Below are 14984 nucleotides of genomic sequence, written 5' to 3'. Positions count from 1 at the left end.
CTGAGGGCACGGTCTTAACAAAGGGCTCCAGAACACGCCCGGTCAGGTTGAGTGCTCACCCAGCAGCGGCTACCGATACCAAGTCTGCCGAACTGATGTCGACTGACCTAGTACTTCCCATTAGTCATGTGGGGGTGTTCGACGGTGACTGCTCCGGCAGGTCCGCGGGCTTCGCGTCGGAGGGGACCAGCGGGTAGGCGAGCAGCGGCGCCAGCGCGACGATCGCGAACGCGGCGCCGAAGCTCGTCGCATGGATCAGGGCGCCGAGGATCGGCCCGGAGGCGGTCGTCGCGACGAACTGTCCCGTGTTCTGGATGCCCAGCGCACGACCGCTGTAGAACGGGCCGGCCTTCTCCGCGATGGCGGTGAACGCCAGCCCGTTGTCGGCGACCGTGACCACCGATGCGATCAGGAACACCACGACGGCGACGGGGGAGCCGATCGCGGTCAGCGCGCCCAGTCCGCCCATCGCCGCCGCGGCGGCGAGCGCGATCCACTTGATCGGGGCGGTGCGCGATCCCAGCCGGTCCGACCACGCGCCCGCGGCGATCCGTCCGAGGGCGCCGAAGAGCTGACTCGCGGACACCAGGAGTCCTGCGGTGGCCGGTGCCCAGTGCAGACCGACGATCAGCCAGGTGATGCCCCAGGTCCAGATCGCGCCCTGCGGCAGGACCAGCAGCAGCGAGACGGCGTGGATGCGGGCGAGGAAGGAGTCCTCCCGGTAGGGGTTCGACTGCGCCGCGGTCGCCGCCGGCCCGGCCTCGGGGCGGGGCGGGTCGACGATGAACGCCCACACCAGGATCAGGGACACCAGGGCCACCACCAGTGGGACCGTCATCGCTGCGGCGAGGCCGATCTTATTCGCCAGCAGGGGCATCGTCAGGGACAGGATCGCGATGCCCAGGGGTTGCGAGGTCTGCCTGATCCCCATGGCGGTGCCGCGGCTGGACGCGGGGAACCAGCCGACGACGATCCGCCCGCTGGCGCCGTTCCCACTGGCGGCCATCGCGGAGGCGAAGAAGAGGCCGATCGCCGACAGGTACAGCGGGGCGTGCGCCGCGAACGATGCGACGGTGGCCGCGAGCCCGATCACCGCTCCCGCCATGCTGATCAGCAGGATCCGCCGCTCGCCGTACCGGTCGATGAGGGCGCCCCACAGGATCGTCGTGAGCAGCAGGCCCGCGGGTGCGGCCGCGGCGAACAGCCCCGCGTTCTGCACCGGGAGACCGTTGCGGATGAGCTGCGGGATGAGGAACGCGGCGCAGTTCACGGTGGCGGTCGTGGTGATCGCGGCGGTCATGGACACCACCAGGATCCACCAGCGGCGGGCGGCTGACATCTCCGTATCAATCCCAATCAGTGGAACGAGAAGCTTACATTGTGAGATGAAGCCTAGCTGATCGAAGTAGTGCCGTCGACCGGTAGGCTCGCCCTATGCGCCTTGCACGAATCGCCAGCAGTGACGGGGTCGCGTTCGCGGCCATCGAGGGTGACCCGGAGGACGGTGCCCGGGCCCGTGAGATCTCCGAGCATCCCTTCGGCACACCGGAGTTCACCGGCCGCAGCTGGGCGCTCGACGATGTGCGCCTGCTCGCCCCGATCCTCGCCAGCAAGGTGGTGTGCATCGGGAAGAACTACGCGGCGCACGCCGCGGAGATGGGCGGCGAGGCGCCGAAGGACCCGGTGATCTTCATCAAGCCCAACACCTCGATCATCGGACCGCTGGCGCCGATCAAGCTGCCCCGCAGCTCGCAGCAGGTGGACTACGAGGGTGAGCTCGCCGTCGTCATCGGCCAGCCCTGTCGCGATGTGCCCGCCGCCCGTGCGAAGGACGTGATCCTCGGCTACACCGTCGCGAACGATGTCACCGCGCGCGATCAGCAGCGGCACGACGGTCAGTGGACCCGCGGCAAGGGCTACGACACCTTCTGCCCGCTCGGCCCGTGGATCGAGACGGACTTCGACCCGTCGGACGCGCGGATCTACACCGAGCTCGACGGCCAGATCAAGCAGGACTCCCGCACCTCGCTGATGATCCACTCCATCGGCGACATCGTCGAGTGGATCTCCTCGGTGATGACGCTGCTCCCGGGCGACGTGATCCTCACCGGCACGCCGGAGGGCGTCGGCCCGATCACCGCCGGCCAGCACGTGGCCGTCACCGTCGAAGGGATCGGCACGCTGACCAGTCTCGCTGAGGACCGCTGACGCCGTTCAGTCGGCCTTGACCGCGAGCACGGGGATCGGCGAGTTCAGGATCAGCCGCTGACTGACGCTGCCGAGAACGGCCTTGCTCACGAGCGAACGGCGGCGGACCGCGATCACCAGGCGGGTCGCGCCGCGCCGATCGATCTGGTCCAGTACCGCGTCGACGGGGTCGCGGTCGCCGCGCCCGGTCCGCTCGACGACGGTGATGCGGACGTCCGCATCGACGTCCGAGACGTCGAGCTCGACGATGCCGAGATTGACGGCCACGAGGTCGGTGCCGAGGGATCTCGCCTCCTCGATGCCGGCCCGCAGCGCGACGGGGCCCTCACTGGTGCCGGGGACCGCGACGATGATGGTCATGATGCTCCTCGTGTCGAGAACGATCCGGTCAGCGGAAGTCGCCGCGGGAGAAGGACTCCTCCAAGTCCTCCAGCGAACGGCCGCTCGTGTTGGGCAGGGTCTTGTGGATCAGGAAGCCGAACAGGGCGCACACCACGAAGAAGGTGCCGTACGTGCCGACGATGCCGCCGACCTTGATCAGGGTCGGGAAGAGTTGCCCCACCAGGGCATTCGTCAGCCACAGGACCAGTACGGACAGGCCCATGCCGAAGGCGCGCAACCGTAGTGGGAAGAGCTCGGACAGGCACACCCAGACGGGGACGTTCAGCGCCGTCTGCATGACGAGCACGAACAGGGCGACGAAGATCAGGACGGCGTACGCCTGGATCCTGCCCTCGGGCAGGAGCAGCGCCGACAGCACGGTGAGACCGTGGCAGAGCGTCACCCCGATCATGCCCAGGATGATGAGTTTCCGGCGCGGGATGCGGTCGATGAGGAAGAACAGGCAGACCGCGCTGCCGACGACCGCGGAGACGCCCATGAAGATGTTCGCGATCGGCGCGGCGGTGTCGCTGAAGCCGGCGGTCTTGAGCATCTCGGTGCCGTAGTACATGACCGAGTTGATGCCGGTGAGTTGCTGGGCGATCGCGAGGATCACGGCGGCGAGCATGATGTGACGGACCCACGGGATCGCCAGGTCCGCCCAGCCGCCGGTCTGGGCGGCCTCCTCCTCGCGGGCGAGAACCTCGACCTCCGCCATCTCGGCTCGGGCGCGGTCCTCCGTGCGGACCTGCATGAGCACGGTGAGCGCCTCGGCGTCGCGGCCCTTCGAGATGTACCACCGCGGCGACTCCGGCATCCGCAGCATGCCGATGAACAGGAACACCGCGGGGACGGCGCACACGGCGAGCATGATCCGCCACACCCCGGGGTGCCCGTCCGGGTTGGCCTCGGTGAGCGGGGGCCACACGCGCGCGATGACCGCGTTGATGACGAAGGCCAGGAGCTGGCCGACCACGATGGCCAGCTCGTTGCGGCCGCCGAGGGTGCCGCGCCGCTCCGTGGGCGCCAGTTCCGACAGGTAGACGGGGACGACGACCGAGGCGCCGCCGACCGCGAGGCCGAGGACGAACCGGGCCGGCAGCATCACCGCCAGGTCGTCGGCGAACACCGCCCCCAGCGTGCCGAGGAAGAAGACGACCGCGAGAATGATCATCGTCCTGCGGCGCCCGATGGCATCGGCGAGCCGACCGCAGACCAGCGCGCCGAGCGCGGCGCCGATGAGCAGGGTGCTGACCACGAGTCCCTCGGTCGTGGTGGTCAGCCCCAGATCGTGCTTCATGGGCTCGAGGGCGCCGTTGAGCACGCCGGTGTCGTAGCCGAAGAGCAGCCCGCCGAATGTCGCGACGACCGCGACCAGGTCCATCCGCCGCTGGTGGGGCCCGGGCCGCAACCGCGGGAGGGGTGTTCGGCCCTCCGGTGTCCTGGTACTTCCGTGCGTCATCGTCGAAGTCCTTCCCACTATCGCCGTGAGGTACATCACAGCAGATCGCAAGGGGTTTGACAAGTAGTTAGTCAAGATTGAAATGATGTCCGGACATATATGCGACGCCGGGGCGGTCCGGCGGCATCGCGCGGCGGACTGCCTGCCCGGCGACACCGCGCGACCTCGGCAATGTGCATATGTCTGAACAAACACTAGGCAAGCGCTGTGATCTGTACTACATTCAGCTCAGCGAGTGGGTCGTCTCACTCGGTCGAGGTCGAAGGGACACAGTAATGAAGAAGACCATGCAGCGGGCACGGAGGCTCCGCACGGCCCTCGCCGCCACCGCGGCCGGCACCGCGGTCCTCCTGACGGTGGTGGGTTGCTCCAGTACGGGGGGCGCGCCCCGCGGCGACGGTTCCGGCGGCCCCGGTGTCGGTTCCGCGGGGACCAAGCATCTGACCATCGCGATGGTCACCCATCAGCAGCCCGGCGACACCTTCTGGGACCTGATCCGCAAGGGCGCGGAGATGGCGGCCAAGAAGGACAATGTCACCCTCCGGTACTCCAACGATCCGCAGGCGCCGAACCAGGTGAACCTCGTGCAGGCCGCGATCGACAGCAAGGTCGACGGGATCGCGCTCACGCTCTCGACCCCCAACGCCTTCCAGGCGGTGGTGCAGAGCGCGCAGAAGGCGGGAATCCCGATCTCCGCCTTCAACGCCGGCTACAACGACTACGCGCGGATGGGTATCCAGCAGTACTTCGGTCAGGACGAGACCACGGCGGGCACTGCGGTCGGCGCGCGACTGTCCAAGGAGGGTGCGAAGAAGGCCATCTGCATCATCCAGCAACAGGGGCAGGTCCAGCTCGAATCCCGCTGCGCCGGCGTGCGAACCGGACTCGCGGACGGCTCCGTCGAGAACCTCAACGTCAATGGCGAGGACATGACGGACGTGCAGTCCAAGGTCAACGCCAAGCTCCAGCAGGACCCGAGCATCGACACCGTCGTCGCCCTGGGGGCCCCGTTCGCGCTCACCGCGAGCAAGGCCGTCGAGGGGGCCGGTAGCAAGGCCAGGGTCGTGACCTTCGACACCAACGCCGCGCTCGTGAGCGCGATCCAGAACGGCAAGGTGGCGTGGGCCGTCGACCAGCAGCCCTACCTCCAGGGCTACCTGGCGATCGATTCGCTCTGGCTGCAGATCATCAACGGCAACACCATCGGAGGCGGCCAGGCGGTCTTCACCGGTCCCGCGTTCATCGACAAGACGAACGTCGACAAGGTCGCCGAGCTCGCGAAGGGCGGGACGCGCTGATGACCACGGACGAGGCTCTCGACCTGAGCACGCACACCGCGGTCACGGACGAGCGGGTCAAGAAGCAGAAGCCCCTGCAGCGGCTGATCCTGCGCCCCGAGGTCGGCGCGCTCATCGGCGCGATCGCGATCGTGATCTTCTTCCTCATCGTCGCGCCGCCCTTCCGCAGTCCCGAGGCCTTCGCGACGGTGCTCTACGCCAGCTCGACGATCGGCATCATGGCGTGCGGCGTGGCCCTGCTCATGATCGGCGGCGAATTCGACCTCTCCACCGGTGTGGCGGTCACGTCGTCGTCGCTCGCGGCGTCGATGCTCGCCTACAACCTGCACCTCAACACGTGGGTGGGTTCGCTGCTGGCGCTCGTACTGTCGCTGGCGGTGGGCGCGTTCAACGGATACATGGTGATGCGCACCAGGATCCCCAGCTTCCTCATCACGCTGGCGACCTTCCTCATGCTCACGGGGATCAACCTGGCCGTGACGAAGATGGTCACCGGCCAGGTGGCCACCCCGTCGATCGCCGACATGCAGGGCTTCCCGTCGGCGCAGGCCGTGTTCTCGTCGACGATCCACATCTTCGGTGTGGGCCTCAAGGTCACGGTGCTGTGGTGGATCCTGTTCACCGTCGTCGCCACGTACGTCCTGATGCGCACGCGCGTCGGCAACTGGATCTTCGCCGTCGGCGGCAATCAGGATTCCGCACGGGCCGTGGGCGTCCCGGTGACCAAGGTCAAGATCGGCCTGTTCATGTTCGTCGGCTTCTGTGCCTGGTTCGTCGGGCAGCACCTGCTCTACGCCTATGACACGGTGCAGTCCGGCCAGGGCGTCGGCAACGAATTCCTGTACATCATCGGCGCCGTGATCGGCGGCTGCCTGCTCACCGGTGGCTACGGCACGGCCGTGGGCGCGATGATCGGCGCGTTCATCTTCGGCATGGTCAACCAGTGCATCGTCTACGCCGGCTGGAACCCCGACTGGTTCAAGTTCTTCCTCGGCATCATGCTGCTGTTCGCAGTGATCGCCAACAACGCATTCCGCAACTTCGCGGCGAAGAGGTGACTCCATGACAACGGACGACATTTCGGTTCAGACCCCCGAGACCGGCGACGAGAAGGTCGCGCTGATCGAGTTCAAGGACGTCGGCAAGCAGTACGGGAACATCATCGCGCTCAAGGGGATCAACCTGCGGGTCTTCCCCGGTGAGGTGACCTGCGTGCTCGGCGACAACGGGGCGGGCAAGTCCACGCTGATCAAGACGATGGCGGGCCTGCACAAGCCGAGCGAGGGCGAGGTGCTCGTGGACGGTGTGGTCACCACGCTGGACTCGCCCAAGGACGCGCTCGCGAAGGGCGTGGCCACGGTGTACCAGGATCTGGCCGTCGTCGGCCTGATGCCGGTGTGGCGCAACTTCTTCCTCGGGCAGGAGCTGCGATCGGGGTTCCTCAAGAGCCTGGACGTGCAGACCATGCGCGCCACGACGAAGGAGGAGCTGTTCAAGATGGGCATCGACCTGCCCGACGTGGACGCCCCGATCAGCTCGCTGTCCGGCGGACAGCGGCAATGCGTGGCGATCGCCCGGGCGATCTACTTCGGCGCCCGAGTGCTCATCCTCGACGAGCCCACCGCCGCCCTGGGCGTCAAGCAGTCCGGGATGGTGCTGCGGTACATCACCGCGGCGCGGGATCAGGGCTTCGGGGTCGTGTTCATCACGCACAACCCGCACCACGCGTACATGGTCGGCGACCACTTCGTGCTGCTCAATCGCGGGCGGCAGAAGCTCGACTGCACCTACGACGAGATCACCCTCGAGGAGCTCACCTCACAGATGGCCGGCGGTGACGAGCTCGAGACCCTCAGCCACGAACTGCGCAGGTGAGTGGGTGAGCGCAGCCTTCGGCCCGGGTCTCCTCGACCCGTGGTCCCGCACCGAACGAATCGAGCATCGATGACCGAGCCGATCCGCGTGGCCGTCGTGGGCTGCGGGAACATCGCCCTGGGCTTCCATATTCCCGCGTACCTCGCCGCCGACGACCGGTTCCGCATCGTCGGTATCGCCGACCCCACGCCGGAGCGCCTGGAGCTGGGCCGCGTCGCCGCCGGACTGACACAGGAACAGGTGCATGCGGACGTCGCGGACCTGCTCGCCCGCGACGACGTCGACGCGCTCGACCTGTGCACGCCGCAACACCTGCACCGTGACGTCGCGGTCGCGGCGGCCCGCGCCGGCAAGCACGTGTTGTGCGAGAAGCCGATCGCGGCCGTCCCCGCCGACGCCGAGGCCATGCGGGTTGCGGCGGAGGAGGCGGGTACCGTGCTCGCCGTCGTGGCGAACTACCTGTTCTTCCCGGAGGTGGTGGCACTCGAGGAGATCATCGACTCCGGCGAGCTGGGCGAGGTCCGGACGGTGCGCGTCGACATGCTGGGTGTGCTGGACCTGCCGGGCGCGGCCGGGTACCGGCCCACCTGGCGGCACGATCCCGCGCAGGCGGGCGGCGGCGTGCTGGTCGACATGCTGCACGGCGTGTACCTCGCCGAGGCCTTCCTCGGCGCACGCGCGGAACGCGTCTCGGCGTTCGTGGACAGCGCGACCGACGGTGACGCCGTCGACGGGCTGGCGCTGTGCCGCCTCGAGGCGGGACGCCGCAGTGCGCTGGTGAACATCGGCTGGGGAATGGGCCAGGGCGGCATCGCGGTCGAGGGCAGGCTGGGGCGTGCCGTCGCACACTATCGGGCGGACGGGACGATGCCCTGGGCGCCGTTCGAGTCGCTCACGGTCACCACGCAGGCGGGGACCCGCACCGTCGAACTCCCGGCGGGCGACGAGCTCGAGCCGCTCATCGCAGCGTCCATGCGGGCCACCGTGATCGACTTCGCCGACGCGATCACCGAGGGGCGGGCGCCCGCGGTCGACGCCGCGGTGGCCCGCCACATCCTCGAGATCACCCTGGCCGCCTACGCCTCCGGTGCCCTCGGCGCGAGCATCCCGCTCCCGCTCGACGGTGCGCTGTTCGCCGCGGGCGTGGCGGGCCTCGCCGAGATCGGGGTGCCCGACGATTCCTTCCTGCGCAGCCGCGGGTTGTTCGGGTTGGCGGCGCCGTCGAGCGCGCGGATCGGGGGCTGACGTGCGGATCGCGGTGCTCGGCTGCGGCCGGATCGGCCGGGTGCACGCGGACTCGGTGGCCGCCAGTGCCCGTGCGGAACTGGCGTGGGTGTTCGACCCCGTCGAATCCTCGGCGCGCGAGGTCGGCGAGCGCTACGGCGCGGCGTGGGCGACCGATGTGGAGACGGTGCTCGGCGCGCCCGATGTGGACGCCGTCGTGGTCGCCTCGCCCACGCCGACGCACGTCGACCTCCTCACCCGGGCGGTTCGCTGGGGCCGGACCGTCCTGTGCGAGAAGCCGATCGACCTGGACATCGCCCGCGTCGACGCCTGCCGGGCCGACCTGGGCGACCTGACCGCGAAGGTGATGCTGGGCTTCAACCGCCGATTCGACCCCTCGTTCGCCGAGGTCCGGCACCGCGTCGCGGCCAGGGAGATCGGGAAGCTGGAGCAGCTGACGATCATCAGCCGCGACCCCACCCCGCCGCCCGCGGAATACGTCGCGGTGTCGGGCGGGCTGTTCCGCGACATGATGATCCACGATCTCGACATGGCCAGGTTCTTCCTCGGCGAGGTGGTCGCGGTGTCGGCGCAGGGCGCGAACCTGGTCTCGACCGTCTTTCGCGACGCCGGTGACGTCGACGGTGCCGTCGTCACCCTTAAGAGCGCCGACGGCCGGCTCGCGACCATCACCAACTCGCGGCGCTGCGCGTACGGCTACGACCAGCGCCTGGAGGCCTTCGGCGAGCTGGGCGCCCTCAGCGCGGCCAACCAGCACCGGACATCGGTCTCCTTCTCGGGCGCGGCCGTGACGGGGGCCGAGGGGCCGGTGCTGAACTTCTTCCTCGACCGCTACGCCCCGGCCTACCGGGCGGAGCTGGAGGCCTTCGTCACCATGACCGAGACGGGTTCGCCTGCGTCCCCGGGGTTCGACGACGGCCGCGCGGCGCTGCTCCTCGCCGACGCCGCCGCCCTCTCGCTCCGGTCCGGCGCGGTCGTGGAGGTCCGGGGCTGACGGTGCGGGGTCACCGTCGGGCAGTGGCGTGTCCGCCGGCGGATGCGGGAAGTCGCAACGCGCCGACCAGGGGGATCACCAGCAGCGCGGCGAGCGGGATGAACGCGAGGCGGTAGCCGAGCTCCACCGCATCCGAGCCGGCGATGCCGATTCCCAGGCTCGCCGCGGCGGCGGCCGCCGCCACCCCGAGAGCGGTGCCCACCTGCTGCAGCGTCGCGGACAGGCCGTTCGCGGCGGGGAGCAGGCCGCGGGGCACGTCGGCGAACATGACGGTGTTGTAGGCGCTGAACCCGATCGAGCGGACCGCGCCGGAGACGACCAGGAGGATCACGATCACGGGAGCCGGGGTGGATCCGTGCACCCCGGCGAACGCGAGCAGGACCGCCGCGCCCGCCACGATCGACCACACCAGGGTGCGCCGGAAGCCGAGCAGTCGGATGATCGGCGTGGTGAGCGGCTTGACGCCCAGGTTGCCCGCGAACACGGCGGTCACCATCGCGCCTGCCGCGGCGGCGCTCCACCCGAAACCCGCCTGGAACAGCAGCACGAACAGGAAGGGCGCGCCGGTGATCACGAGCCGGTACACCGAGCCGCTCACGTTGCCCGCGCGGAAGGTCCGGATCCGCAGGACCTCGGGGGCGAACAGCGGATGCTCGCGGCGGGTCATGCCGCGGGTCGCGGCGGCGGCGAGAGCCACCGCCAGGAGGAGGAGCGCGGCGACCAGCCAGGGCCGGCCGTCGCTGAGCAGCTCGACGCCGCCGGTCAGGCACACCACCGCGCCCGCGGTCAGCAGGTAGCCCCAACGGTCGAGCGGGGTCCGCACGCGTTCCTCGATCCGCGGAATCAGGTTCGCTCCACCGATCGCGAGCGCCAGCCCGATCGGGACGTTGAGCGCGAAGATCCAGCGCCATCCCAGGACGTCGGTGATGACGCCGCCGAGGAAGGGGGCGATCACCGGGGCGATGAGGGAGGGCCAGGTGAGGTACGCCATCGCGGCGAGCAGGTCGGTGGGGTGCACCGACCGCAGCACGGCGATCCGGCCGACCGGGATCATCATCGCCCCGGCGATGCCCTGCACGACGCGGAAGATGCACAGCCACAGCAGGTCCGGTGCGAGTGCGCAGGCGATCGACGCCGCCGTGAACCCGGCCACCGAGATGAGGAAGGTGCGCCTGGTGCCGAACCGCTCCGCGACCCACCCCGCGACCGGGACGGCCACCGCGACGGCGAGGAGGTATCCGACGATGGCCGGGCTCACGCCCTCCGGGGCGACCCCGAACTCCCGTGCCACCGCGGGCGCGGCGGTCTGCAGCACGGTGCCGTCCAGGTTCTCGAGGAACAGTGCACCCGCCACCAGGAGCGCCAGCGGTCGACTGAAGCTCGCGGGCTCGGGCGACCGGATGCGATCCATGATCCAGGACATGTCAATATGTTCGGTCAAATAACGAGCTGGTGCAAGTCCGTCAGTCGTACGCGCCGCTGACCTGCTGGTCCCAGTCGATGATCGAGCCGGTGACCACGCCGCTGCGGTCCGAGAGGAGGAACACCACCGCGCGTGCGGCGTCCTGTGCGGATGCCAGGCGACCCGCGGGCAGCTCCCGCCCGGCGCGCTCGGCCCAGTCGTCGGGTGCGTCATGGAAGCGCTTCTGCACCAGTGCCTCGCCTTCCGTATCGGTCCAGCCGATGTTGAGCCCGTTGATCCGGATCCGGTCGAAGCGGTGCGCGTGCGCGGCGTTCTTCGTCAGTCCGACGAGTCCCGCTTTGGCCGCCACGTACGGGGCGAGGTAGGGCTGGCCGCCGTGCGCCGACATCGAGATGATGTTGACGACGGTGCCCGGCGCGTTGCGCGCGCGCATGTCCCGCACGGCGGCGGCCATGGTGAAGAAGGGCGCGCGCAGATTGATCGCGATGTGCTCGTCGAACAGCTCCGGCGTGGTCCCGATCAGGGTGCCGCGTGAGGTGAGTCCCGCGGCGTTGCACAGGCAGTCGATGCGGCCGTAGGTGGCGACCACCTTCTCCACCGAGGCGGTCGCCTGCGCCGGATCGGCGACATCCGTGGGGATGAACAGCGCCTCGGCGCCGGCGCCCACCAGCTCGTCGAGCAGCGCCCCGCCGGCCGCCGCGTCCCGGCCGGTGAACGCGACGATCGCGCCGCACGCGACCGCCTCCCGGGCCACCGCGGCACCCACGCCCCGGGTGCCGCCCGACACCAGCACCACCGCGTCCGCCAGCTCCGCGCCGGCCCGGGCCGTCACGGGCGGTGCCGCTCGTCGAGCGCGGCCAGCTCGCGCGCGAAGGTCTCCGGGGGCATTCCCGTGGCCAGCGCGCGGCGGGTCAGCTCCGCCTGGGTCTCGCCGTGCATGCCACCGACGGGCGGATCCCGGTCCAGGTTGGACGGGAAGGCGTAGCCCTCCGCGGCGGCGGCGATCACGTTCTCCACCGCGCCGGACGCGCCCGCGGCCGTCATCGCCTGCAACTGCGGGTAGACCGACCGCAGGATCGCCGAGCGGTCCACTGCGTCCATCGCGCGACCGAACGCTGAGCTCACCTGCAGCAGGTTCGCCATACGGCGGATGCCGGCGGACCGGTTCGAGCCCGCGGCGTGGAACAGCGCGGGGTTGAAGAACACCGCGTCGCCGGCGCGCAGCGGCAGCTGCACGTGGTGCTCGTCGAAGTACGCCCGGAACGCGGGCAGGGTGAAGGCCAGGTAGCCGGGCTCGTAGCGCTGCGAACCGGGAAGGTACAGCGTGGGCCCCGATTCCAGGGGCATGTCGACCTGCGCCACCGCGCCCTGCAGCGTGAGCACGGGGGAGAGCAGGTGCGCGTGCCGGGGGAAGCGCTGCGCCGTCGCCGGATCCATGAATCCGAGGTGGTAGTCGCGGTGCGGGGACTGTGCCGTCCCGCCGGGATTGACCGTGTTGATCGCGGAGGTCACCTGGTACATCGGACCCAGCCAGGCGGTCGCCACGAGCGCCAGCACGTCGTTGGCGTAGTACCGGGCGAACGACTCCGGGTCGCGGACCGCGTGCTTGCGCAGGGCGTTCCAGATCCGGTCGTTCGCGCCCGGCGCGGCGAAGTGGTCGCCGCCCCCGGATCCGGTCGCACGCTGCTCGGTGATCATCGTGGTGAACAGCTCCGTGGCCGCGCGCAGGCCGTGCCGGTCGTCGAAGGCGCCCTCGAAGACGACGATGCCGGGCCCGGTCAGCAATGCCCGCGCGAGCTCGTCCGAGAGGTCCTGGCGCGCACGGGGGTCGGCCGCGGCCGCGGTAGCGGCGCCACCGTAGAACAGCACGTCCCGCTCGGTCCGGTCGGCGTGGGGGTACTGCGCGATGTCCGTCCCGGACTCGAGTAGCGCGGCGAACTCGTCCAGGCGGCAGTCGGCCTCGGTGATCCGGCCCGCCCGGGAGGTTCCGGCTCGGGTGGAGGAGATGGTGGACATGGATCGTTCCTGACGTCGATGTGCAGCGGGAGTGGGGAATCGGTGTGCGCCGCGCTGTCCATGGTGTCAAGCTGATGGGGTCGTGAACACCTCACGAATCCCTCAACAATCCCTCATTCCCGCCCCGCAGCCCAGGGAGGCCGGACGGTGCGCAACCCCCACCCGATCCGCGACATCGCGCAGCAGGCGGGCGTCAGCGAGGCCACCGTCGACCGGGTCCTGCACGGCAGGCCCGGTGTCCGGGCGGGAACGGCCGCGCAGGTGCGGCAGGCGATCAGCGACCTGGATCGGCAGCGGTCCCAGCTGCGGCTGTCCGGGCGCCGGTTCATGCTGGACCTGGTCATGGAGACGCCCCGGCGGTTCTCCGACCTGACGCGCGCGGCCCTGGAGGCGGAGCTCCCGACGCTGCGCCCCGCCGTGTTCCGGGCCCGCTACCAGGTCCGCGAGGCGTGGCGGCCGGGCGAGCTGGTCTCCGCTCTCGACGGCATCGCGCGCCGGGGGAGTCACGGCGTGGTCCTCAAGGCCCCGGACGTCCCGGAGGTCGCGGCCGCCGTCGGGCGGCTCACGGCGCGCCGGATTCCCGTTATCACCGTTGTCACCGATGTCCCGCAGAGCACGCGGCTCGCCTATGTCGGCATGGACAACCGCGCGGCCGGCGCGACGGCGGCGCACCTCGTCGCGCAGTGGGCGGGCGGGTGTCCCGGAGCGCTGCTCGTGGTGACCAGCGGTCATCTGTTCCGGGGCGAGGAGGAGCGGGAGACGGGTTTCCGCACCGAGATCCGCCGGACCGATCCCACGCGCCGGATCGTCGGAATCCAGGACACGGGCGGTCTCGACGAGGTGTGCCGCCGGGAGGTGAGCGCCGTACTCGCCGCGGAGCCCGAGATCGCGGGGGTCTATTCGCCGGGCGGCGGCAATCGCGGCGTCGTCGCGGCCTTCGACGACGCCGGCCGCGCCTATCGCGCGTACATCGGGCACGACCTCGCCGAGTCGAACCGCGAACTACTGCTGGCCGGCCGGATCTCGGCTCTGCTGCACCACGACCTGCGCGCCGATGTCCGGGGTGCGGCGCACGCCGTCATGGCCTTCCACGGCGCGATCGACGGCCCCTACCGCCCGCGGCCCAGCGCCGTCCAGATCGTGGTGCCGCCCAACCTCGCCGGTGTCGACGCGCTGTTCTAGCGGCTGAACACCGAGACATCGAAAAAGTACCGCGACGCGCGGTAGACGTGGCGGCCCAACTCGATCGCGGTACCGGACTCGTTGAAGGCCACCCGCTGCATGGTGAGAACGGCCCCGCCGACCTGCTCGTCGAGCAACCGGGCCTCGTCGTCGTCGGAGATCCGGGCGCCGATCCGCTGCTGCGCGTGCGCGATCGTGATGCCGCGGCCGCGCAGGCACTGGTACAGGCCCTTGCTCAGGAGCTCGTCCGGGGCGGGGGCGAGCTCCGCCGGGATGTGATTGGTGAGGATCGCGAGCGGCACGCCGTCGGCGCTGCGCAGCCGGCGGATCGACACCACCTGGGCGTCGTGCTCGATCCCCAGCTCGTCCGCGATCTCCTCATCGGGGCGACCGAGCCGGTAGTCCAGGAGTTCGGTCGACGGGGTCTGGCCCGCCGCGATGAGGTCCTCGTAGAGGCTGGTCAGCTCGACGGCGCGGTGCACCTCGTTCCGTACCACCTGGGTGCCGACGCCGCGCTTGCGCACCAGCAGTCCCTTGTCGACGAGCGCCTGGATCGCCTGCCGCGCCGTCGGCCGGGACAGGTTGAGCCGCTTGGCGAGGTCGATCTCGTTCTCGATCCGGTCACCGGGGACGAGTTCGCCGTTGAGGACGGACCGTTCGAGCGCCTGGGCCAACTGGTAGTACAGCGGCACCGGGCTGGTGCGGTCCAGTTCGACCGAGACCGGAGCAGGGGACATGCGCTGCAGTCTAGTGCACCGATCGCCGAAAAGCGGGTGCTGATCGATGCTTGTTCGTACAATCATTCCTTGCAGCCATGGTCGCGGTATGTCAGCACATATGGACGCGGGGTTCATTCCAAACTCGGGTGTGTTCGTCGCCGGTGATCGCGGCGATCTCGCA

General features: G+C 70.0%; 14 protein-coding genes. 7 read left to right on the top strand and 7 right to left on the bottom strand.

Features of this window, described 5'->3' with window-relative positions; translation table 11 throughout:
* Nucleotides 1-124 precede the first annotated feature (124 nt).
* Complete coding sequence (locus HF999_RS13200; RefSeq protein WP_168546321.1) at nt 125-1339, bottom strand: MFS transporter; 1215 nt, start codon at nt 1337-1339, stop codon at nt 125-127.
* Between the two features lie 95 nt (nt 1340-1434).
* On the opposite strand from HF999_RS13200, the gene HF999_RS13195 reads away from it, so the two are divergent.
* On the top strand, nt 1435-2208 hold the full coding sequence (locus HF999_RS13195; protein WP_168546320.1) for a fumarylacetoacetate hydrolase family protein: 774 nt from the start codon (nt 1435-1437) through the stop codon (nt 2206-2208).
* Between the two features lie 6 nt (nt 2209-2214).
* Here the strand turns inward: HF999_RS13195 and HF999_RS13190 are convergent, their stop codons facing one another.
* Nucleotides 2215-2568 (bottom strand): universal stress protein, encoded by a 354-nt coding sequence (locus tag HF999_RS13190; protein ID WP_168546319.1) that lies wholly within the window; start codon nt 2566-2568, stop codon nt 2215-2217.
* A 28-nt stretch (nt 2569-2596) separates the two neighbouring features.
* Nucleotides 2597-4051, bottom strand: coding sequence for a sugar porter family MFS transporter (locus HF999_RS13185; protein WP_168546318.1), 1455 nt, complete (start codon nt 4049-4051; stop codon nt 2597-2599).
* A gap of 275 nt (nt 4052-4326) precedes the next feature.
* Here HF999_RS13185 and HF999_RS13180 point away from each other — a divergent pair, with 275 nt between their 5' ends.
* From HF999_RS13180 to iolG, 5 genes are all read left to right on the top strand, one after another.
* Complete coding sequence (locus HF999_RS13180; RefSeq protein ID WP_168546317.1) at nt 4327-5349, top strand: substrate-binding domain-containing protein; 1023 nt, start codon at nt 4327-4329, stop codon at nt 5347-5349.
* Nucleotides 5349-6407, top strand: a complete 1059-nt coding sequence (locus HF999_RS13175; protein WP_168546316.1) for an ABC transporter permease — start codon at nt 5349-5351, stop codon at nt 6405-6407. Before HF999_RS13180 ends, HF999_RS13175 begins: the two co-directional genes overlap by 1 nt.
* Before the next feature lie 4 nt (nt 6408-6411).
* Nucleotides 6412-7224, top strand: coding sequence for an ATP-binding cassette domain-containing protein (locus HF999_RS13170; RefSeq protein ID WP_168546315.1), 813 nt, complete (start codon nt 6412-6414; stop codon nt 7222-7224).
* Between the two features lie 69 nt (nt 7225-7293).
* Nucleotides 7294-8469, top strand: a complete 1176-nt coding sequence (locus tag HF999_RS13165; RefSeq protein WP_168546314.1) for a Gfo/Idh/MocA family protein — start codon at nt 7294-7296, stop codon at nt 8467-8469.
* Between the two features lies 1 nt (nt 8470).
* On the top strand, nt 8471-9463 hold the full coding sequence (iolG, locus tag HF999_RS13160) for an inositol 2-dehydrogenase (RefSeq protein WP_168546313.1): 993 nt from the start codon (nt 8471-8473) through the stop codon (nt 9461-9463).
* Nucleotides 9464-9473: 10 nt separating this feature from the next.
* Here the strand turns inward: iolG and HF999_RS13155 are convergent, their stop codons facing one another.
* Genes HF999_RS13155 through HF999_RS13145 form a run of 3 tightly spaced genes read right to left on the bottom strand, consistent with a single transcriptional unit; the run spans nt 9474 to nt 12902 of the window.
* Nucleotides 9474-10886, bottom strand: coding sequence for an MFS transporter (locus HF999_RS13155; protein WP_246207750.1), 1413 nt, complete (start codon nt 10884-10886; stop codon nt 9474-9476).
* 40 nt (nt 10887-10926) lie between these two features.
* Nucleotides 10927-11718, bottom strand: coding sequence for an SDR family oxidoreductase (locus HF999_RS13150; protein WP_312854136.1), 792 nt, complete (start codon nt 11716-11718; stop codon nt 10927-10929).
* On the bottom strand, nt 11715-12902 hold the full coding sequence (locus HF999_RS13145) for a phytanoyl-CoA dioxygenase family protein (protein WP_168546312.1): 1188 nt from the start codon (nt 12900-12902) through the stop codon (nt 11715-11717). Before HF999_RS13145 ends, HF999_RS13150 begins: the two co-directional genes overlap by 4 nt.
* 147 nt (nt 12903-13049) lie before the next feature.
* Here HF999_RS13145 and HF999_RS13140 point away from each other — a divergent pair, with 147 nt between their 5' ends.
* A complete protein-coding gene (locus tag HF999_RS13140) occupies nt 13050-14084 on the top strand; it encodes a LacI family DNA-binding transcriptional regulator (protein WP_168546311.1) in 1035 nt (344 codons plus the stop codon).
* Here HF999_RS13140 and HF999_RS13135 read toward each other — a convergent pair.
* Nucleotides 14081-14821: a GntR family transcriptional regulator gene (locus HF999_RS13135; protein WP_168546310.1), complete on the bottom strand. Its 741-nt coding sequence runs from the start codon at nt 14819-14821 to the stop codon at nt 14081-14083. The two genes, HF999_RS13140 and HF999_RS13135, sit on opposite strands and share 4 nt — an antisense overlap.
* Nucleotides 14822-14984 lie beyond the last annotated feature (163 nt).

It is taken from the genome of Tsukamurella spumae (genome assembly GCF_012396015.1).
GTDB lineage: Bacteria > Actinomycetota > Actinomycetes > Mycobacteriales > Mycobacteriaceae > Tsukamurella > Tsukamurella spumae.
The sequence above is the reverse complement of the archived record's forward strand: the minus strand, read 5'-3'. Positions and strand labels throughout refer to the sequence as shown.